The sequence below is a fragment of the Beduinella massiliensis genome, from assembly GCF_900199405.1.
Lineage (GTDB): Bacteria > Bacillota > Clostridia > Christensenellales > Aristaeellaceae > Beduinella > Beduinella massiliensis.
The window spans coordinates 26,275-45,333 of record NZ_LT963429.1; the positions used below are offsets into that span (position 1 = coordinate 26,275).

Here is a 19,059-nt window from a genome sequence, read left to right on the forward strand (position 1 = left end):
GGGCCACCTCCGAACCTTCGTTTAGAAAGAAGACGAAACGGAGGGAGGGAATCCTTCCGCTGATGCGTGGGAAGATATGGGATCGACGAACAAGGGAAAGCGAGGGACAACATGCACGATGGATTTATGAGCGTGACACAGGCCGTGCCCGACGCGGTGCTGGACATCCGTTATGCGGGCACCTATAACTTCGTGGGCGAGCCGATCGACGGCTATTTGGCGCATCGGGCGCTGCTGACGCGGGAGGCGGCCTCGGCGCTTTCGCGCGCTGCGGACGCGTTTCGGCGGGACGGATACCGCGTCGTGGTCTACGACGCGTACCGTCCGCAGCGCGCGGTGGACCACTTCGTCCGCTGGGCGGGCACGCCGGACGAGCGCATGCGCGCGGCGTTCTACCCGGACCTTGAAAAGGGAGTGCTCTTCGAGCGCGGGTACATCGCGCGCCGCTCCGGCCATTCGCGCGGGAGCACGATCGACCTGACGATCTGCCGCATGGACGGGGAGAGCGTGGACATGGGCGGGCCCTTTGACTTCTTCGGCCCGGTTTCCGCGCATGGGGCGCGGGGGATCACCGATCAGCAGGCGCAAAACCGCGCATACCTTTGCGGCGTGATGGAGGCAAGCGGCTTTTGCCGCTACGACGAGGAATGGTGGCACTACACGCTGGCGGGCGAGCCGTACCCGGAAACGTACTTCGACTTTCCGATCGATTGAAGGGGGAGAATGCGGATGGTTCGCTTGGAAAAGACGCTTGAGGGCAGCATCCTGGACATCGGCGGCGGGGGAGAGGGCGTCATCGGCCGGCTTTACACAGACCAGGTGACGGCCATCGACAATCGGCAGGAGGAGCTGGACGAGGCGCCGGGGGGCTATCGCAAGCTGCTGATGGACGCGGGTGCGCTCGCGTTCGCGGATGCGTCGTTCGACCACGTCACGGCGTTTTACACGCTGATGTACGTGGAAAAGGATCAGCACGAGAAGGTCGTCCGGGAGGCCTGCCGCGTCCTGCGCCCGGGCGGGCTGTTCTCCATTTGGGACGCCCGCATCGTCTCCGCCGACCCGCAGCCCTTCGTCGCGGAGCTCGACGTCCTCGCGGGCGGCCGGAAGATTCACGTGACGTACGGGGTGGGGAAGCGCGATGCGGCGCAGGATGCCGGGTACTTCGTCCGCCTATGCGAGGCCTGCGGCCTTTGCCTGACGGCCCATGAAGAGGCGGACGGCCACTTTTACCTGCGCTTTCAAAAGAAATGAGGAAACGGGCGTCTCCCGGCCGGTTTCATGGCCGCGGAGACGCACGCACGGTTTTGCTTACAGCCTTTCCCGCGCGCAGCGGCCGCAGGGCGTATTGGCGAGGCCGCCCTCGCCCGTCTCGCGAAGGCTCACGTCCATCTTTTCGCCCACCTCGCGCATGGCGTCCACGACCTCGTCCGGGGGAATGGCGGAGCGGATGCCGGCGAGCGCCATCTCCGCGCTGGAGAGCGCGGCCATGGCCCCGATGACGCCGCGCTTCACGCAGGGCACCTCCACGAGCCCGGCGACCGGGTCGCACACCAGCCCCAGCAGGTTCTTGAGCGCCATGGCCGCCGCGTGTGCGACCGCCTCGCCGTCGCCGCCGCGCAGCGCGCACAGGGCGCCCGCGCCCATGGCCGCTGCCGAGCCGACCTCCGCCTGGCAGCCGCCCGCGGCGCCCGCGATGAAGGCGCGCGTGGCGATGATCTGCCCGATGCCCGCCGCTACGTACAGCGCGCGCACCATCTCGTCTTCCGGCGCGCCATGCGCCGCCTGATAGGGCAGCAGCACCGCCGGCAGCACGCCGCATGCGCCCGCCGTCGGCGCGGCGACGATCCGCTTCATACAGGCGTTGGACTCGCCCATTTGCAGCGCCTGCGCGATCACCTGCCCCACAAACGCCCCCGAAATCGTATCGCCCGCCGCTACGTAGGCCGCCATCCGCCCGCCGTCGCCGCCGACGAGCCCGCTCTGCGAACGCTCCTCCGGCGCGTAGGCGTCTCGCGCGGCCGCCATCGCGCGGTACATGCCGCGCATCTTCTCAAACGATGTCCGTTCGTCCGTCTGCCGGTCCTCGCAGTCGCTTTTCAGAATCGCCTGCCAGACCGGCTGATGATCGCACGCGCGCAGCAGCTGCGCGAAAGACGCGAATGCCATGCTTCCTCCTTCTTGGGGGCGCTGCCCCCAATCCCCCGCTCAAGGGGCATCGCCCCTTGAGAATCCGAACTTCGCCTCACGGCGGGGTTCGCCCCGCATTTCGCGGCGCTGCGGCCGTAAAAGAGCAAGGATACCCCCTTGGGGGCTTGAACTTCGCCTCACGGCGGGGTTCGCCCCGCAGCTCGCGGCGCTGCGGCCGTAAAAGAGCAAGGATACCCCCTTGGGGGCTTGAACTTCGCCTCACGGCGGGGTTCGCCCCGCAGCTCGCGGCGCTGCGGCCGTAAAAGAGCAAGGATATCCCCCTTGGAGGCTTGAATTTCGCCTCACGGCGGGGGTTATATATAGTAACGCTTGGAACAGATGTTACAAAACTAGACTTCCGGGTTCAGGTACGTCACCTTGATAATGCCCTCCATCCCACGGATGCGCGCGGCGATCTCCTCGGTTACGGGCTGATCGACCTCCACCACCATCACCGCGTAGCCGCCCCGGCGGTCGCGGTAAAGCTGCATCGTCGCCACGTTCACGCCCGCCTCCGCGATCACGCCCGTCACATGGGCTACGTGGCCGGGCCGGTCCTCGTTGTGCACCACCAGCGTCGGCAGCTCGCCGGAAAAGTTCGCTTCGAGCCCGTCGATGCCCACGACCTTGATGCGCCCGCCCCCCAGAGAGGAGGCGACCAGCTCCAGCGTCCGGCCGCTTTCGCCCGCCAGACGCAGCATCGCCGTGTTCGGGTGCGCCCCGCGGATTACCGTCGGGCCTACCGTGAAGGCGAGCCCCGCTTCCTTCGCGCGCTCAAAGCTGTCGGGGATGCGCTCGTCGTCCGGCGCGTAGCCCAGCAGCCCCGCCACCAGCGCCCGGTCCGTGCCGTGCCCGCGCCCCGTCGCCGCGAACGACCCGTGCAGCAGCAGTTCCGCCCGCACGGGCGCTTCGCCCAGCAGACGCCGCGCCACGTAGCCGATGCGCACTGCGCCCGCCGTGTGCGAGCTGCTGGGGCCGACCATCACCGGGCCGAGGATGTCAAAAAGGTTCATCGGATGTGCTCCTTCTCAATGTCTTCGTAAAAGCGGTGTTTCGCGAAGAGTTTTTCGCGTCTATCCGTCCCGCTCCTCCGCGTCCAGGTCGCGGAAGCGCAGCAGGCGCCGGTCCTCGCGCCGCGCGAGCACGTCCTCGTAGACGGCCTCGACGTTGCGCGCGAAGGCGGCCTTGGAGAAGCGCTCCACGCTGTCCGGCGCGCGCGCGGCGATTTCGCGCCCCTCCGGCGAAAAGGCGCGGCGCAGCGCGCGCAGCATCGCCTCGTCGTCGTCCGGCGCGAGCAGGCCGTTGCGGCCGTCCTCGATGACGCCCTTGAGGCAGGGGTCGTCGTAGGCCACGACGCAAAGCCCCGAGGCCATGGCCTCGATGTAGGTCAGGCCCTGCGTCTCGGAGTGCGAGGCGCTGACGAAGACCTCGCCCATGCGGTAGTACTGGTCGATTTTTGCGTAGGGCTTGGGCCCGGTGAACGTCACGCGCGCCGCGCAGCCGAGCTCCCGCGCCTGCTCCTTTAGGTTTTGCGCCCACGGACCCTCGCCCACGATGACCAGGCGCGCGTGCGGCTCCTCGCGGCAAAACCGCGAAAACACGCGCACCACCTGGTCGAGGTTCTTTTCCTTGGAAACGCGCCCGATGTTGATGAGCACCCGGTCGTCCGGCGCGATGCCGCACTCCGCGCGGCAGGCGGCGGTTTCCTCCGCGCTGTGGCGCGCCAGCTCGAAGCGCTCCAGGTCCATGCCCGAGGGCACGACCGAGATCGGGATGCGCACGCCGTAGCGGCGCAGCAGCACGTCGATCTTCTCCGTGGGCGCGATGATGCGGTCGCAGTGGTCGCAGAAGAGGCGGCTGTAGCGCTGGGCGAACGTGCGCGCCTGCTTGTCCGCGTGGCCGTGCGTCACGTAGTACATGTAGTCCTCCCAGACCGTGTGGTACGTGTGCACGCTCGCGCATTCGCGCGTGTGCGCGACGAAGCGGCCGAGGTAGCCCGCGGCAAACTCGCTGTTGGTGTGGATGATGTCGAACCGGTATCGGCGCAGGCGGCGCACCAGCATGGGCCCGAACATGCCCAGGTGCCGGTCCTTCAGCAGCAGCAGCGGCATGCTCGGCAGGTAATGGACGTTCGGGTGCTGCTCCGCGCCCGGCAGGTTGCTGCGCGGGGCGAACACGTGCACATCGTGGCCCAGCGCCGTGAGTTCATGAAAAAGCGTGTACACCGAATTGGCCACGCCGTTGATCTCCGGATAGTAGGAATCTGAAAAAAGACCGATGCGCATCCTGCGCTCCTCTCCGCCCCCTCGCGGGCAGCTATGCCTTTAGGATTTACTTACACATTGTAGCATATTCACCGAAACGCGGCAAGTTAAGCTTCGATGAGAGCGGAGGGCAGGGCGGGGATGCGCAAGGTCTCGCGTCACTTCAATTTTCTGCCCAGCAGCAGCAGCGCGGCGGCGGCGAGCAGCGCCAGGACGGCGTAGACGGGCGACTGGCGGGTGGCGTAGTACACGTTCGTCTCCCCCGGCCGGGTGAGCGGCACGGGGTCGAAGGGCAGGCCGTTGTCCTCCGCGAGCCCGCGCACGTTGAGCAGGTAGACGACCGGCACGCCGCGCGCGGCGTATTCAAACGACAGGCCCCGGTCCGCGTCCTGCGGAATGCGCGGCGGGTCGGTGACGAGCCCGTTGGGGAAGGTGAGCGTGTAGGGGCTGGTGCCGATGTTGGCGCTCGCCCCGCCGACGTTGACAAAGCAATCCACGTCCGTTCCGAACAGCGCAAGCCGCCTTTGCACGCTGTCCGGGATGTTCGCCTCGTCGATCATGGCGAGTCCGTCCGCCTCCGCCAGCGAGAAGATGATCTCCCGCGTCTCCGGGAACAGGATGCCGTTCCCCTGGTCGTAGTCGCCGCCCGGCGACACCGCGAGCAGGTCGTATTGGAGCGCGCCCGCCTGTTTTGCGACGTCCAGGATGCGCACGATGGGAAGCTGCGTGCGCGTCGCCCCGTACATCGACGAGCCGTAGGAGGCGATGACCTTGACGTTCAGCTCCATCTGGTTGGCGGCCGCGATGGCGGCGATGCACAGGCCGGGAAAGGAACCGCTCGTGCCGCAGCACACCGTGTCCCCCGGCTTGAGCCCCGCCTCGTGGTAGTACTTCACCATCAGCGCGGCGAAGTCGGGCTGAAGCGACGTGCGCTTCGCCTCGACCATGCCCAGCGACGTGGTCAGCTCCGTCCATTCGGGCCCGATGAGCCCCGTGCGGTTCAGGTCGTCCGGCTCGATCTCGATCCCCTGCTCCCGGACGTACGCGAGCAGCGCCTCCTCCGCGTCGGCCATCCGTCCGGCGGCGGCGAGCTGCTCGTCCGCGTAGGGAAGGCGCACCCGCGTCCCGCTGCGCAGGGTGAGGACCACGCCGCACAGGGACACCGCGAGCGCGAGCAGCATGCAAAGGACGCACGGCGCGGAAAGCCTGGGCCGGATGCCCCGTCTCTTCATAGCGCACTCACCACCATCAGCAGCACGCGCAGGAGCGCGCCAGAGAGCATCACGGCCAGCAGCGTGCGGAAAATCCCCTGTTTGTACATGTCGTTGGCGATGAGGCCCGGCACCACGTGGCCGATGATCCGGATGTCCTGCGGGATGACCGCAAGCCCCAGCAGGAACTTTTCGACCAGCCAGCCGAAGACGAGGCCGAGCACGAGGGTCAGCATGAACCGCCGCCTGCCGTATACGATCACGAACCGGGAGATCAGCCGGGTCAGCAGGTACACGAGGAGCGCGAGCAGCAGCGTGGAGACGATCCGCAGCGGCTGCTCGAGGTAAAGGCACAGGTATCCGGCGGACACCATGCCGCCGGTAAGCAGTCCGAATCCCTCATAGAGCGCGAAGCTGAGCAGCACGCTCAGGGCAATGGCCACATCATACATATGTTTGCGCGTCCTTTATCAGTACTTCCAGAAGCTGCTGTCCCTCGCCGCGGATGTTGCCCGCGCACAGGAGGCGGCTTTCCCCCTCTTCGGCGCCGAGCGCGCGCACGTAGGCGGGCGCGTCGGCCACGGCCGCCGTCTCAAGGCCGGTCATGCGGCGCATGTACCGCGCGGCCCAGCGCTTTTCCTCGCCGATGACGCCGATGCGAAGGGGCGGCGCGGCGCAGCCCGCGATCGCCTGCGCGAACGCCTTGAGCCGGTAGCCGCGGTCCGCGCGGTGGTTGAACAGCAGCTGATAGGGCCCCTGTCGCGCGCAGTCGTTCAGCGCCGTGAGGAAGCTCTCCGGGTCGTTCGCCGCGAAAGCGTTCACCACGCGGCAGCGGCCCACGCGAAAGCCCGCGTACATCCCGATGTCCGGCTTCGTTTGCAGGATGCCCCGAACCGCCGTTTCCCGCGCGATGCCGAGCTCCTCCGCCAGCGCCAGCACGAGCTGTACGTTTTTTTCGTGCACCGGGAACGCGCAGCGCGCGAACGCCTCCATGCCGGGCGCCTCGGAGGGCACGATGAGCCGCCCCGCGTAGGGGCGGAAGGACTCGTCGTGCGCGATGACGGCGGCGCCCTCGGGGATGGAGCCCGCGAGCACCTGCGCCGTCTCTTCCTCGGTGCGCCCGATCTCCTCGACGTGGTCCACGAAGACGTTGGTCATCACCACGTAATGGGGCTTCACGAGCTTATCGGCCATGAGGCACTGGTTTTCCGGGCGGAGCGCCATGCACTCCACCACGATCGCCTGCGCCCCGCCCTTCGCGGCGAGGCGCACGAAGGGAAGCTGCTCCAAGATGTTCGCCGGGCGTTTTTTGCGGTATTCGCGCTCGCTGCCGTCCGGGAAAATCCTGCGCGCCTGCGACCCGGTGGTCTTGGCGTAGGTCTTCATGCCCGCGGCGCTCAGCGTCGAGGCGATCATGCGCACGACGGTCGTCTTGCCGCGCGTGCCGTTGACGAGGATGCGCAGCGGTATTTTGGAAAGCGCGCGCCTGTGCAGGCAATTTTGAGCGATCCCCAGCGCGATGAGGAGACAGACCGCGGTTGCGACGATGATCATGCAAAAGCCCCCGTGCTGTGCGTTTGAGGAGGAACGTGCGGAATTTCAAAGTCCAAGCGCCCGAAGGGAACGCTTGGACAGGGAAAAACCCGGAGAGGCGGAGCTTCGCGGGATGTCCCGTAAAGCTCCGCCCGCTCCGGCTCAGGAGGCGGCCCCGCAGAGGGGCCGCCTCGCGTGCGGACCTTTGAAGCGCCGTTTACTTGGCCGCTTCGTCGGCTTCGCCGGGGTTCCTGGGCGCGTTGTCCAGGATGTCCTGCCACCACTGCGGATACGGGGCCGCCTTCATGTCGACGCGGTTGAACATGTAGGTGCCGTAGAGCTCGTCGCCGAACTCCAGCCAGTAGTCGTGCCAATCCTGCGCGTTGTTGTACGCGTAGGTGGTCAGCAGCTCGACCGCCTCATCCCGCTTGCCCGCTTCGATCAGGGCCGCGGCGGCTTCCTGCATCTCGGAGGCCACGATGTACTGCGCGTCCATGCGGCTGTCGCGCGCCTCGTGGATTTCCTTGATCGCGCTCTGATAGTTCTGCGTCGCGGTCTGCTGCACGTAGGAAGCGACCCACCACGCGCTGTCGCGGTCGAACTTGCCGTAACGGCTGCCGTTCTGGTAGATCTGCGGCAGGCGCGTCATGGAAGCCCACAGCGGGACGATGTAGGTGGAGTCCGCGGCGCCATGGCCATACCACACCAGGCACTTCGCCTCGTTGGGCAGCCAGCCCTTGACGTTGGCGAGCATCTGGTAGGTCGCGCGGTACATGTTGATCGGGCGCTCCTTGTTGTACTCGTTGAGCGGGTTGCCGTACGGGCCCGCCTCGGGCGACAGGGAGACGTCGTAGTCGGTGCCCTGGTAGTAGTCGCCGTTCATCGCGTAGACGTCCTTCATGGACAGCTTCTTCTCCGGCGTGACGTACAGCGGGAAGCGGGTCGCGTCCGGATCGAGGTTCAGGCTGGGCGCGACGAGGTCGAACGCGCGCCACTCGCGGCGGGACGCGTACAGGCTGTTGTTCGGCGCGTAGATGTTCGCCGGCTCAAACGGTTCGCCGCTCTCTTCGCTCCAGAGGCCGTTGTCGATCGCGAACTGCTTGAAGTTCGGGGAGCACATGTAGTTTTCCGTGTCGTCAAAGTCGAACTCGTTGATGCGCGCGCGGTTGGCGCAAACGAAGAACGCGTCGTCCGGGATCTTCACGGCGCACCACAGGTCCAGGCCGTAGAACTCGGCGATCCAGACCTCATTGCCGTCGCAGATGTTCATGTTTTCGCACATGGCGTTCCAGCCGTATTCCTCGACCAGGTCGCCCATGACCTGCACGGCCTCGCGCGCGGTCTTCGCCCGCTCCAGCGCGATGTGCTGCGCCTGGTAGCAGTCGATGATGCCGTTGTTCTTCTCGTAGAACAGCTCTGCGAGCTTCTTGCCGTGCTCGGTGCTGGTGTCAAACGAGCAGGTGGACTCGCCCATCGCAACGCCGTATTCGTTGATGATGGAGTAGTTCGTGTGCAGGTACTGATACGTGTCCTCAGGCTGCGGCATTTCGCCCAGCACGGTGCCGGAGCCGTAGTCCTTCACGGCGGGGTAGTTGGACCAGTCGCCCCAGGTGTTGCCGTCCATGACGATGTCGCGCGTCACGTCCGGGCCGCCCTTCATCGCGGGGATGATCCAGAGCCTGAAGTCGTCGCCGGTGGAGTCGCAGGTGTGCGTGACGATGGTGGACCCGTCCGCCGTCGCATCCTTGCCGATGCCGAACGTCGTGCAGGCCATCGCGCTTTGCGCCAGCAAAACGGTGATGAGCGCCACGGACAGGATAAGCCCAAACAGTTTTTTCTTCATCTTTCCCAATCTCCTTCAAATATGTCAGATCTCAAACACCCTGGACGGATCCGATGTTTCCGGATTGTACAGATAATGCCCGCAGTCGTTTTCCATGAGCTCCTCGTACGTCGGCCAGCTGACTACAACCTCCTTTTCTGGCATCATCGAATTCATCCAGCTGATGACTTCCAGCGCGCCGGACAGGTGACGGCCCACGCGGTACTTCATGGGCGAGCCGGTCTCGGCGTTGTAATCCACATAGGTCAGCCCGCGCTTGGAGGCGGTGTCGAGGAATTCGTCCTTGCCCAGCGTCTGCAGCTCTTCCGTCATCGGGCCGACGATCCAGTCCGTGAAGGGCTGCGGCGTCTCCATCAGCACGGCCAGCGTGTCGCTGAAGTCGCCCCATTCGCGGTGCGAAAGGCCGCGCAGCGTCTTGGGCGACGCCTCGCACTTCATGTAGAACTTGTCGGAGGAAAGGCTCATCGAGGCCATCATCGCGATGTCGAGCGCGCGGTCGTGCGCGACGTAGGTTTCGACGACCGGGTACATCACCGCCGCCTCGTGCGAGTCGATCGACAGGTCGATCTTCTCCGTGCGGATGAGCTCCATGATCGCGTAGCAGACCCGCTCGATCAGCGATCCGTTTTCGCGGCCCGGGTAGCACCGGTTCACGTTGCGGATGTCCTGATAGGTGAGCTGCACGTTAGAAGGATAGTGCCTGTAGGTGAACGGGTCCGGCCACGAATCCAGCGGGTTCGCCCAGCGGTCGCCGTTCTTGTACTCGACGGTGCCCCAGTCCGTCTCGACCTTGTAATGGGTCGGGTACGCGTTGCCCAGCATGCCCAGCGTCGTTGCGCTGCGGTTGGCCTGCGGGATGATGAATACGCGGCCCTTTTCCACCTTGATGTTTTCCAGCATGACGTAGGCCGACAGGCTGGCGGCGGGCTCGTACGGATGGGTGCCGCCCAGGTAGAGGACCGAGGCGCCCTCGACGCCGGAGTCAAAGACGAAGATCGGCGTGTCCCCGAACGTCCCCTTCAGGCTGGGGACGTAGTCGCTGAGCATGCGCGTTTCGGTCAGCCCCTCCGCCGCGACAACCGTTTCCGGGGTGTGCCTGTAGGTGTAAAACTCCGCGCCGGCAACCCCCGCCAGCGTCAGCGCCAGGACCAGGCAGACGATCTTGCCGATCATGCTCTTTCCGATTTTCCCGTTTTTCGGCATCTTCTCTCCACTCCTTTACTTGATCTGTAAAATTCGCAGGAGAAACGGGATGATGCAGTACGCGTACACGATGTCGTTGACGACACCCTTGTGCTGTTCCCGCTTAAACAGGTGCTTCACCAGAAAGAAACACGTGACCGCCGCGAAAGCCATATAGATGTAGTAAATCACATTCTGCGCAAATACCATGCTTATTCCCCTCCCCTTTACACGACCAGAAATGCGAACGCACTCGGCCAGATCATCATCACCAGCGCGACCAGGCCCAGCGCCAGGCAGGGTATCACGATCGCCTTCAGGAACGAGCCGTAGCTGCCCTTGTAGCCGACCGTTTCGATGGCCAGGCGGCCCGTGATGCGGGAGGGCGGCAGGCAGTCGCCGATCGGGAACATCAGGCTCAGCGCGGCCGCGACGATCGTGACGTTGTAGCCCATCGAGTTGAACAGGAAGATCAGCGGCGCGCCGAACACGACCGCGCTGCCGTAGTTCAGGGAGCCCTGCAGGATCGGCGCGATGAACAGAATCGTCACGTAGATCCAGATCACGGGCAGCGTGATGAACGTGATGCCGATCAGGCCCTTGACGCCCGTGGCGGACAGGGCGTTTTGCAGCATGCCGACGCTCAGCACCGTCGCGATCAGCGGGAAGATCTGCTCGAACGTCTTGTTGAGGATCTTGCCGTATTCCTTGAGGCTCGTCTTCTTGGGATTGCACAGGATCGCTACGACCGTGGAGAGCACGAACATCAGCGGCAGGCCCAGCGTGGGAATGTAGAATGCGAAGTAGGAAGACGCGAGGAAGAGCGCCACCAGCGTGATGAGCGGCAGAAGGATGCGCACCCAGCTCACGTCCGGCGATCCGTCGGACAGCTTTTCGAGGATCTCTTCCTTGCTCTGGCGCTTGGTGCCCCAGCCCAGGTAGATGATCGCGAAGATGGAGACGACGGCGATCGGCACGAGCAGGGGCAGCGTGAAGCCGACATACGGGATGTCGGAGCCCGAGGCGATCATCATGGCCCACAGGTTGACGGGCGGCGCCGCCGCGCTCAGGATCGCGAAGATGAACACGAAGGCCGCGGTCTTCTTTTCAGAGAGGCCCATGGCGCGGACGATCGTCGCCACCATGGCGCCCAGCACGAAGATGGAGATGCTGCCGGCGCCCGTCAGCGCGCCGGGGATCAGCATGAAGACGGCCATGAACGCGAGCAGCACCCATTTGCTCTGAAAGCGCGAGACGAGCTTTCTCGTGACCGTCGATATGGCGCCCGTCGCGGAATACACGTTGACGAAGACGGACGCGGCGATAAAGAGCAGCGCGATGTCCAGGTTGACGAACAGACCTTCCACGAGCACGCGCGAAATGGACGTCGTCCAGCCGAAACCGGCGCCGAACAGGACGCCCACGACCGCCGTGATGGCCATGGAGATGTCCGGCGACTTCAGGAAGATGCTGCTCAGGACGAATGCTACCACCATAGCAACAAGAATTATCGATGTACTGATGTACATGGACATGAATGTTGCCCTCCTTCATACTCCCCCGTTATCTGATTGAAATGACAGGAGCAGAGGAACTTGATCTCCCGTCATTTGAAAGGGCTTACTCCTTCGCGCAGGCCGCCTTGGCGAGTTCGATGAAGTCCATGGAGCCGTCCAGAATCGTCAGCGGAATGCCGTACTGTTCCTTGAGCGCGTCGAACCGGCCGTCCGTGTTGCCGTCAGCGACGACGATCATCCAGGAGGAGAAGGGGCACACAGCGTCGATGCAGCGCTCGTTGGCGTTCGTGGGGATGGTGGAGCGCTTGTCCTTTTCCAGCAGCACCGCGATGACCGGGATTTCCTTTTCCTTAGCGGCCGCCATCAGCTCGTCCACGCGCGCCACTTCCTGGTCGAGGGTGATGCCCGTCGCGCCCAGGCCCTTGTCCGTGGAGCCGATCACGATCACGATCGCGCCGTACTCGCGCTCTTCGAGGTCCTTGGCGTAGGGGACGTCCACGTAGTAGTAATCCGAATCCTCCGTGAGCGTGCCAGCGCGGCTGACGAGCAGACGGCCCATCTTGCCGCCCGGGCCCTGGCCCGCGTTGGTGATCATAAAGGGCGTCTTGATTTCCATGACCGGGTCGCCGGACATTTCCGCCGACGCGAACAGCGGCAGGGACAGGACAAGGCACAGAACCAGAATACTGCTAAGAATGCGCTTCATTATTAATGCTCCTTTTCTTCACACAGGCCCCCGCAAGGCCGCCTTCCATGCGCCTGGCATGGCCGGCCCGCGGGCGCGGGATTTTTCGCGGGCAAACAAAAAGGGACCGCTGTCCAATCCAGCCGGATGAGCCGCTTTTAAAGAGAGAAAACCCTGAATCAGCCGAACACATCAACGACGCGAAGAACATAATCCCTTCCTTATTTCCTGAAGGCCCCCCGGCCTTCGCCCGCTCAGACGGGTACACGGTCGATGGCAACCCCACCGCATGCGCGAACCTCTCAATCCATCGGGCTTTCACCTCTCCCTGCTTCATGATTTTGTCTATGAATCCGCCGCTACGCCGCGGCGGGTTATAGCGTCCATCGCCCGCGCCGTTTTCCCGGCCGCCGCGCCCTCGTGAAACCGATATTCACGGCGCCGGGCGGATAGAACCGGCCGAAAGGAGAAGACGTATTCAAAATCGCGGGCGCGATTTTTCCGCGCGAAAATTCGACAGGAGTCGATTTTCTTATACATTTTGTGACTATTCAATAACGCTGAAAAATACTCCTGTATGGGAATATTTGAGGCGTTATTTTTTCTTTTGGACGGCAGTCAACAAACGTATGCTTTTTTTGAAATAACACAAATTTATAATTGGTATTATAGAGCAAAACGCAAAGAATGTCAAATTTTAAAACGAAATTTTATTTATGTTTTTTATTTACAAAAACTTATAAAAAGTGGTAAATAAAAGCCCGGTTTCAGCCCCTTTGCGGGCGTCGTGGAAGCGGCGCGCCGCGCCCCCGAAAAGCGAGGCGCACCCCCGCTTTTATCGACAATTTTCTTGACAAAGCCGCGCGTTCCCGGTATATTTATGCGTATCTTCACATAGAATTAGAGGAGAACCCCCATGAACGAAAAGCGTCCCTTCGTGACGGCCGAAAAGCTGCGCGAAATCACGAAGACCTATCCGACCCCCTTTCATCTGTACGACGAGCGCGGCATCCGAAAGACCGCCCGCGACCTGCATAAAGCGTTTTCCTGGAATCCGGGCTTCCGCGAGTTCTTCGCGGTGAAGGCGACGCCCAACCCCTACATCCTTAAAATCCTGAAGGAAGAGGGCTGCGGGGTGGACTGCGCGAGCGAGACGGAGCTGATGCTCGCCTCCTCCGTCGGCTTTTCGGGCGATTACACCTTCTTTTCTTCCAACGTGACGCCCGCGGAGGAGTACCGCCGCGCGATTTCCCAGGGCGCGGTCGTCAACCTGGACGACTTCACGCACATCGCGTTCCTGGAGCGCGTCGCCTCCATCCCGGAGACCATCTGCTGCCGCTACAACCCCGGCGGGGACTTCGCCATCGGCAACGCCATCATGGATAAGCCCCAGAACGCCAAGTACGGCATGACCTATCCCCAGCTCGCCGAGGCGTTCCGGCGGCTCTCGGAAAGGGGCGCGCGGCGATTGGGCATCCACGCCTTCCTCGCCTCCAACACCCTGACGGACGCCTACTACCCCACGCTCGCGCGCATCCTCTTTGAAACCGCCGTGCGCCTGCAAAACGAGACGGGCGTCCGCCTCGATTTCGTCAACCTCTCCGGCGGCGTGGGCATCCCCTACCGCCCCGGCGAGCGCGCGAACGACATCTTCCAAATCGGCGAGGGCGTGCGCCGCGCCTTTGAGGAGGTGCTCGTGCCCGCGGGCATGGGGGACGTGAAGATCTACACGGAGCTGGGCCGCTTCATGCTGGGGCCCTACGGCCTGGTCGCTGCCACGGTGCTGCACCACAAGCACATCTACAAGGAATACGTCGGGCTGGACGCCAGCGCCGTCAACCTCATGCGCCCCGCGATGTACGGCGCGTACCACCACATCACCGTCATGGGCAAGGAGGACTGGCCGCTCGACCACGTGTACGACGTGACCGGCGGCCTGTGCGAGAACAACGACAAGTTCGCCGTGGACCGCCCCCTGCCCCGCATCGACGACGGCGACCTCGTGGTCATCCACGACACCGGCGCGCACGGCTTTTCCATGGGCTACAACTACAACGGCAAGCTGAAGAGCGCCGAGCTCCTGCTGCAGGAGGACGGCGGCGTGCGCCTCATCCGCCGCGCAGAAACCCCGAAGGACTACTTCGCGACCTTCGACTTTCAGGACGAATTTCACTTCGCATAAATGCATCCATCCCGTCGTTTTTGAAAGGCGATGCAGGCAAAAGCCCGCCACCGCCTTTCTTCTTTTTGGGAAAATCGCGGGATACGAAGTTCTAGGCCATCATTCCTTCACTTTGCACTTTTTTTGAGCATCAAACATCCTGTTTTGAAAGAAAATGAATTAATGCCGTATTTACTGTTGCATTTTCCCTTTTGACGTGTTATACTCTCTTTATCGCTCGCCGGAAGGGGTCTACCCTTTCGGCGAAAATCCCCCCTGAAAGGAGGCGAAGGGCATGTCTGAAACGGCGGCGGCGAGGCCGATGATTTCCCTTTCGGACGTTCACCTGCACTTTGGTTCCCTGCACGTGCTGAAGGGCATCGATCTTTCGATCCCCGAGGCCTCCAAGACGGTCATCATCGGGCCGTCGGGCTCCGGCAAGTCCACGATGCTGCGGACGATCAACTGCTTTGAAAGGCCCCAGCAGGGCCATGTGACGGTGGACGGCAGGGACATGACGCGGCTGAAGCCGCGCGAGCTGCACCGGGCGCGGCGTGAGATCGGGATGGTCTTTCAGTCCTTCAACCTCTACCCGCACAAGACGGTGCTGCAAAACCTGACGATGGCCCCCATCCTGCTCAAGAAGGAGCCGAAGGACGCGGTGACCGACCGGGCGCGGATGCACCTGAAAAACGTGGGCCTGCTCGACAAGGCGGACGCCTACCCGGCGCAGCTCTCCGGCGGCCAGCAGCAGCGCGTGGCCATCGCGCGGGCGCTGAACATGAACCCCAAGGTGCTGCTCTTCGACGAGCCGACCAGCGCGCTCGACCCGGAGATGATCAAAGAGGTGCTGGACATCATGATGGAGGTCGCGAGGGAGAACATCACGATGCTCTTCGTCACCCATGAAATGGGCTTCGCATCCACCATCGCCGACCGGGTGCTCTTCCTGGACGGCGGTGTGGTCATAGAGGACGGCTCGCCGGACCAGGTGTTCAATCACCCCAAGTCCGAACGGACGAAACTCTTCCTATCCAAGATTTTGTAAGGAGGGACTTTCATGAAAAGGATTCTTGCTCTGGTGATGGCGCTCTGCCTGTTTGCCCTGCCCTGCCTGTCTCTGGCGGACGGCGAGCTGGACGCGATCAAATCCCGCGGCTACATCAAGGTCGGCGTCAAGGCGGACGTGCCGGGCTTCGGCCTGCTCGACCCGGCGACGAACGAGTACAGCGGCCTGGAGATCGACCTGGCGCGCCTGGTCGCGGCCAAAATCTTCGGCGTAGACGTAGCGGACGTGGCGAAGTACATCCAGTTCACCCCCGTGACCGCCAAGACCCGCGGCCCGGAGCTGGACAACGGCAACCTGGACATGGACGTCTCCACCTTTACGATCAAGCCCGAGCGCCTGGAGCTCTACGAGTTCTCCAAGCCCTATTACGTCGATTCCATCGGCCTGATGGTGCTGAAGGATGCGGGCATCCAGTCCTTTGACGATCTGCTCGCGGACGACACCGTGATCGGCGTGGCCCAGGGCTCCACCACCCGCGACGCGCTGACGAACGCGGCGGCGGAAAAGGGCGTCACCTTCGGCCTCGACAAGTTCGACGAGATGGCCGACTACCCCACGCTCAAGGAAGCGCTGGTCGCGCACCAGATCGACTGCTTCTCCGTGGATAAGTCCATCCTCGGCGGCTACCTGGACGACGCGGTCGAAATCCTGGCCGACAGCTTCACCGAGGGCGCGCAGCCCTACGGCGTGGCGATCAAGAAGGGCAACACGGAGCTGCTCGCGCTGGTCGACGAGCTGATCGCCGAGCTGCGCGCGGCGGGCACCATCGACGAGCTGGCGGCGCAGTACCCGCAGCTCGCCAAGATCGACTGGGACGTCATCGACACCCACACCGCGGCGCTGTGGCCCGCGGCCTGAAATCGATTCGGAAAGGGGGAAGGACGGCTGGTTCCGCCTTCCCCCTTTTTTCGGCGCCTCACGACACCGCTTGCCTGAAAACGGCTGCCTGCTCGGCGGCAGGCACCCGTTTTCAGGCGGGGCGGGCTTTGCCCGCAGCCGCCGCATGGGGCTAAAAATGAAAAAAGGAGGGGGAGGTCTATGGATTTTGTCAGCGGATTTCAGAAGATTTTCGGCGCCAAACGCTGGCTCGAGCTGTACGACGCGCGCGGCGAGGTCATGGCGGGCTTTGTGATGACGGTGAAGGTCTCGTTCTTTTCGCTGATCTTTGCGCTCGTCATCGGCGTTCTGGTGGGCCTTGCGCTCGCGTCCGGCCGAAGGTGGCTGGAGCGCATCTGCCGCGCCTACATCGCGTTCTTTCAAAACACACCGCTCGTCATTCAGGTCATCCTCATCTATCTGGTCATCATGCCGGCGATGGGCATCTACCGCAAAAAGGTGGAGGCGGGCATCATCGGCCTTTCGATCTACACGGGCGCGTACTGCGCGACGATCGTGCATTCCGCGATTCAAAGCGTACCGGCGGGGCAGTTCGAGGCGGCCAGCAGCCAGGGCTTCGGCTTTTGGCGGTCCATGGCGCACGTGATCCTGCCGCAGGCGGTGCGCATCGCCCTGCCGCCGCTCACGAACCAGGCGGTGAACCTCATCAAGAACTCGTCGGTGCTGGCGGTCATCACCGCGCGCGACCTCATCTACTCGCTGGATTCCATCGCCGCGCGCAGCGACAACTACGGCCCCCCGCTGCTGATGACGGGGCTGCTGTACCTGTGCATCTGCCTGCCGATTTCCCTGATCGCGCGCCATTTGGAAGGGAGGCTGGTGCACCATGGTTAACCCCATCGACTGGATCGTCTCCTTCTTCCGGGACGAAATCTTCGTGGTGTACACGCCGCTGTTTTTCAAGGTGCTGGGCGAGGGCCTGATGGTGACGCTGAAGATCTCGCTGTGCACGATCGTCATCTCGTTCCTCGCGGGCTCGGCGCTGGCGATCATGCGCAACAGCAAGAACCCGGTGGCGCACTGGATCGCGACGATCTACGTGGAGACGGTGCGCAACATCCCCCTGCTCTTCTTCATCACGATGATGGTCTTCTTCTCCCCCTTCCCCTCCAACAAGATCTTCAACGCCATCCTGGCGATGAGCATCTTCACCTCCGGCGTGGTGGCGGAGATCGTGCGCGGCGGGCTCAACGGCGTGCCCAAGGGCCAGTGGGAGGCGGCCAGCAGCCAGGGCTTCGGCACCTTTCAGGCGATGGTGCACGTCATCCTGCCGCAGGCCTACCGGCGCATCCTCGCCCCGATGATCGCCCAGTTCGTGACGACGATCAAGGACACGTCGTTTTGCGCGGTGCTGGCCATGGGCGACCTGTACGACCGGGCCAAGCAGGCGATCAACCAGCTCAATCTGCGCGACCACACGGCCATGGTCTACGTCACCGTGGCGCTGGTCTACTTCGTGGTATGCTTTACGTTTACGAACATCGCAAAGCGCGTGCAGCGCAGCACCTACGTCATCAAATGATTTCGCCGCGGGCTCCCGGTCTTGCCGGGGGCCCAACTTTTTTGAAAGACCCTATACACATTTGCCCCTAAATCTGCTATCATACAGATAGCAGGGCAAACGTGTGCACGGCTTGCCCGACAGGCGCAAACGACCGAACGGATTGGGAGGCGATATCCCTTGGTTCCTGTAGGACTTCAGCTTTATTCCCTGCGCGACATCGCGCAGACGGACCTGCCCCGGGCGCTCGAGATGACGGCGCGGGCGGGGTATGACTGCGTGGAATGGTACGGCTGCCCAGCGGTCGTGAACGACCCCGCGGGCGCGAAGGCCGCGTGCGACGCGGCGGGGCTTTCGTCGTACAGCATGCACGTGCCGGGCGACTGGCTCAAGGCGGAGGCGCTCGAAAAGACGCTTGAAACGCTCCAAATCCTGGGCGTGCGCTACGCGATCCTGCCCTGGTCGAAGGCGGACAGCGCGCAGGCCTGCGAGGAGACGGCGCGCCTGCTCGCGCAGGCGAAGGCGTTCTTCGCGCCGCACGGCATCGAGGTGGGCTACCACAACCACGGCCACGAGTTCAAGGCGCTGCCGGACGGGCGGCTGCCGATGGACGTGCTTTTGCGCACCGGCGGCGTGCTGGGCGAGGTGGACACCTGCTGGGCGCTCTACGGCGGCGTGGACCCGGACGCGTACATCGCGTCGCTGGGCGCTTTGACCGGGCCCGTGCACTTCAAGGACATCAACGCGGACTACGCGACGCGCGACCCGGAGAAGATCGACGTGCCGGTCGGCGGCGGAATCATCGACTTTGAGAAGATCGCACGCACGCTCCTGGCTGCGGGCAGGCTCGAGGCAGGCCTGATCGTGGAGCAGGAGGCCTACGCGGGCGATGTCGCGGCGGACATCGCCGCCTCGTGCGCGCACATCCGCGGGATTTTAAAGAAGCTGGGCGCCTGATATAAGGGCAGGGGCTCCGCCCCCGCGCCCCCGCCTAAGGGCTTCGCCCTTA

Annotated in this window: 19 protein-coding genes; 8 read left to right on the forward strand and 11 right to left on the reverse strand. The window is 63.7% G+C overall.

What is annotated here, in order from left to right; all coding sequences use genetic code 11:
- The first annotated feature begins 111 nt into the window (after positions 1 to 111).
- Together C1725_RS00625 and C1725_RS00630 are read left to right on the forward strand one after the other, a co-directional pair.
- Positions 112 to 714, forward strand: a complete 603-nt coding sequence (locus C1725_RS00625; protein WP_102409753.1) for a M15 family metallopeptidase — start codon at positions 112 to 114, stop codon at positions 712 to 714.
- A gap of 15 nt (positions 715 to 729) precedes the next feature.
- On the forward strand, positions 730 to 1,251 hold the full coding sequence (locus tag C1725_RS00630) for a class I SAM-dependent methyltransferase (RefSeq protein ID WP_346026197.1): 522 nt from the start codon (positions 730 to 732) through the stop codon (positions 1,249 to 1,251).
- Positions 1,252 to 1,308: 57 nt separating this feature from the next.
- Here the strand turns inward: C1725_RS00630 and sdaAA are convergent, their stop codons facing one another.
- From sdaAA to C1725_RS00680, 11 genes are all read right to left on the reverse strand, one after another.
- The gene (gene sdaAA / locus C1725_RS00635) at positions 1,309 to 2,166 is read right to left on the reverse strand and encodes an L-serine ammonia-lyase, iron-sulfur-dependent, subunit alpha (RefSeq protein ID WP_102409755.1); all 858 of its coding nucleotides are present in this window, start codon (positions 2,164 to 2,166) and stop codon (positions 1,309 to 1,311) included.
- A gap of 371 nt (positions 2,167 to 2,537) precedes the next feature.
- Positions 2,538 to 3,200, reverse strand: a complete 663-nt coding sequence (gene sdaAB / locus C1725_RS00640; protein WP_102409756.1) for an L-serine ammonia-lyase, iron-sulfur-dependent subunit beta — start codon at positions 3,198 to 3,200, stop codon at positions 2,538 to 2,540.
- A 60-nt stretch (positions 3,201 to 3,260) separates the two neighbouring features.
- Complete coding sequence (locus C1725_RS00645) at positions 3,261 to 4,472, reverse strand: glycosyltransferase (RefSeq protein ID WP_102409757.1); 1,212 nt, start codon at positions 4,470 to 4,472, stop codon at positions 3,261 to 3,263.
- A gap of 137 nt (positions 4,473 to 4,609) precedes the next feature.
- Positions 4,610 to 5,683 (reverse strand): poly-gamma-glutamate system protein, encoded by a 1,074-nt coding sequence (gene pgsW / locus C1725_RS00650; RefSeq protein WP_102409758.1) that lies wholly within the window; start codon positions 5,681 to 5,683, stop codon positions 4,610 to 4,612.
- On the reverse strand, positions 5,680 to 6,114 hold the full coding sequence (gene pgsC, locus C1725_RS00655; RefSeq protein WP_102409759.1) for a poly-gamma-glutamate biosynthesis protein PgsC: 435 nt from the start codon (positions 6,112 to 6,114) through the stop codon (positions 5,680 to 5,682). The genes pgsW and pgsC overlap by 4 nt, the downstream gene beginning before the upstream one ends.
- Entirely contained in the window at positions 6,107 to 7,216 is a 1,110-nt protein-coding gene (gene pgsB / locus C1725_RS00660; RefSeq protein ID WP_102409760.1) for a poly-gamma-glutamate synthase PgsB, read from the reverse strand. Before pgsB ends, pgsC begins: the two co-directional genes overlap by 8 nt.
- Positions 7,217 to 7,412: 196 nt before the next feature.
- On the reverse strand, positions 7,413 to 9,038 hold the full coding sequence (locus C1725_RS00665) for a C69 family dipeptidase (RefSeq protein ID WP_102409761.1): 1,626 nt from the start codon (positions 9,036 to 9,038) through the stop codon (positions 7,413 to 7,415).
- Positions 9,039 to 9,062: 24 nt separating this feature from the next.
- Complete coding sequence (locus tag C1725_RS00670; RefSeq protein ID WP_102409762.1) at positions 9,063 to 10,241, reverse strand: deacylase; 1,179 nt, start codon at positions 10,239 to 10,241, stop codon at positions 9,063 to 9,065.
- A gap of 15 nt (positions 10,242 to 10,256) precedes the next feature.
- Positions 10,257 to 10,430: a hypothetical protein gene (locus tag C1725_RS19095; protein ID WP_346026198.1), complete on the reverse strand. Its 174-nt coding sequence runs from the start codon at positions 10,428 to 10,430 to the stop codon at positions 10,257 to 10,259.
- A 17-nt stretch (positions 10,431 to 10,447) separates the two neighbouring features.
- Positions 10,448 to 11,755 (reverse strand): TRAP transporter large permease subunit, encoded by a 1,308-nt coding sequence (locus tag C1725_RS00675; protein WP_346026199.1) that lies wholly within the window; start codon positions 11,753 to 11,755, stop codon positions 10,448 to 10,450.
- 85 nt (positions 11,756 to 11,840) lie between these two features.
- Positions 11,841 to 12,443 (reverse strand): DUF6305 family protein, encoded by a 603-nt coding sequence (locus C1725_RS00680; RefSeq protein WP_102409763.1) that lies wholly within the window; start codon positions 12,441 to 12,443, stop codon positions 11,841 to 11,843.
- Between the two features lie 895 nt (positions 12,444 to 13,338).
- On the opposite strand from C1725_RS00680, the gene C1725_RS00685 reads away from it, so the two are divergent.
- The 6 genes from C1725_RS00685 (at position 13,339) to C1725_RS00710 (ending at position 19,007) form a co-directional block, all read left to right on the forward strand.
- Positions 13,339 to 14,604 (forward strand): type III PLP-dependent enzyme domain-containing protein, encoded by a 1,266-nt coding sequence (locus tag C1725_RS00685; protein ID WP_102409764.1) that lies wholly within the window; start codon positions 13,339 to 13,341, stop codon positions 14,602 to 14,604.
- Between the two features lie 301 nt (positions 14,605 to 14,905).
- Positions 14,906 to 15,631 carry an ATP-binding cassette domain-containing protein gene (locus C1725_RS00690; protein WP_102409801.1) on the forward strand — a complete coding sequence of 242 codons (726 nt, stop codon included), beginning with the start codon at positions 14,906 to 14,908 and terminating at the stop codon, positions 15,629 to 15,631.
- Between the two features lie 12 nt (positions 15,632 to 15,643).
- Positions 15,644 to 16,510, forward strand: a complete 867-nt coding sequence (locus C1725_RS00695; RefSeq protein WP_102409765.1) for a transporter substrate-binding domain-containing protein — start codon at positions 15,644 to 15,646, stop codon at positions 16,508 to 16,510.
- Positions 16,511 to 16,690: 180 nt separating this feature from the next.
- Entirely contained in the window at positions 16,691 to 17,383 is a 693-nt protein-coding gene (locus C1725_RS00700) for an ABC transporter permease subunit (RefSeq protein WP_102409766.1), read from the forward strand.
- Complete coding sequence (locus C1725_RS00705) at positions 17,376 to 18,071, forward strand: ABC transporter permease subunit (protein WP_102409767.1); 696 nt, start codon at positions 17,376 to 17,378, stop codon at positions 18,069 to 18,071. Before C1725_RS00700 ends, C1725_RS00705 begins: the two co-directional genes overlap by 8 nt.
- A gap of 159 nt (positions 18,072 to 18,230) precedes the next feature.
- Complete coding sequence (locus tag C1725_RS00710; RefSeq protein ID WP_102409768.1) at positions 18,231 to 19,007, forward strand: TIM barrel protein; 777 nt, start codon at positions 18,231 to 18,233, stop codon at positions 19,005 to 19,007.
- Positions 19,008 to 19,059 lie beyond the last annotated feature (52 nt).

Bases quoted from the DNA above. Each gene is read 5' to 3' on its own strand.
- C1725_RS19095 (WP_346026198.1), bottom strand. From the start codon at position 10,430: ATGGTATTTGCGCAGAATGTGATTTACTACATCTATATGGCTTTCGCG.
- pgsB (WP_102409760.1), bottom strand. From the start codon at position 7,216: ATGATCATCGTCGCAACCGCGGTCTGTCTCCTCATCGCGCTGGGGATC.
- C1725_RS00670 (WP_102409762.1), bottom strand. From the start codon at position 10,241: ATGCCGAAAAACGGGAAAATCGGAAAGAGCATGATCGGCAAGATCGTC.
- sdaAB (WP_102409756.1), bottom strand. From the start codon at position 3,200: ATGAACCTTTTTGACATCCTCGGCCCGGTGATGGTCGGCCCCAGCAGC.
- C1725_RS00685 (WP_102409764.1), top strand. From the start codon at position 13,339: ATGAACGAAAAGCGTCCCTTCGTGACGGCCGAAAAGCTGCGCGAAATC.
- C1725_RS00695 (WP_102409765.1), top strand. From the start codon at position 15,644: ATGAAAAGGATTCTTGCTCTGGTGATGGCGCTCTGCCTGTTTGCCCTG.
- C1725_RS00665 (WP_102409761.1), bottom strand. From the start codon at position 9,038: ATGAAGAAAAAACTGTTTGGGCTTATCCTGTCCGTGGCGCTCATCACC.
- C1725_RS00690 (WP_102409801.1), top strand. From the start codon at position 14,906: ATGATTTCCCTTTCGGACGTTCACCTGCACTTTGGTTCCCTGCACGTG.
- sdaAA (WP_102409755.1), bottom strand. From the start codon at position 2,166: ATGGCATTCGCGTCTTTCGCGCAGCTGCTGCGCGCGTGCGATCATCAG.
- C1725_RS00630 (WP_346026197.1), top strand. From the start codon at position 730: ATGGTTCGCTTGGAAAAGACGCTTGAGGGCAGCATCCTGGACATCGGC.
- pgsC (WP_102409759.1), bottom strand. From the start codon at position 6,114: ATGTATGATGTGGCCATTGCCCTGAGCGTGCTGCTCAGCTTCGCGCTC.
- C1725_RS00700 (WP_102409766.1), top strand. From the start codon at position 16,691: ATGGATTTTGTCAGCGGATTTCAGAAGATTTTCGGCGCCAAACGCTGG.
- C1725_RS00705 (WP_102409767.1), top strand. From the start codon at position 17,376: ATGGTTAACCCCATCGACTGGATCGTCTCCTTCTTCCGGGACGAAATC.
- C1725_RS00645 (WP_102409757.1), bottom strand. From the start codon at position 4,472: ATGCGCATCGGTCTTTTTTCAGATTCCTACTATCCGGAGATCAACGGC.
- C1725_RS00680 (WP_102409763.1), bottom strand. From the start codon at position 12,443: ATGAAGCGCATTCTTAGCAGTATTCTGGTTCTGTGCCTTGTCCTGTCC.
- C1725_RS00625 (WP_102409753.1), top strand. From the start codon at position 112: ATGCACGATGGATTTATGAGCGTGACACAGGCCGTGCCCGACGCGGTG.
- C1725_RS00675 (WP_346026199.1), bottom strand. From the start codon at position 11,755: ATGTCCATGTACATCAGTACATCGATAATTCTTGTTGCTATGGTGGTA.
- pgsW (WP_102409758.1), bottom strand. From the start codon at position 5,683: ATGAAGAGACGGGGCATCCGGCCCAGGCTTTCCGCGCCGTGCGTCCTT.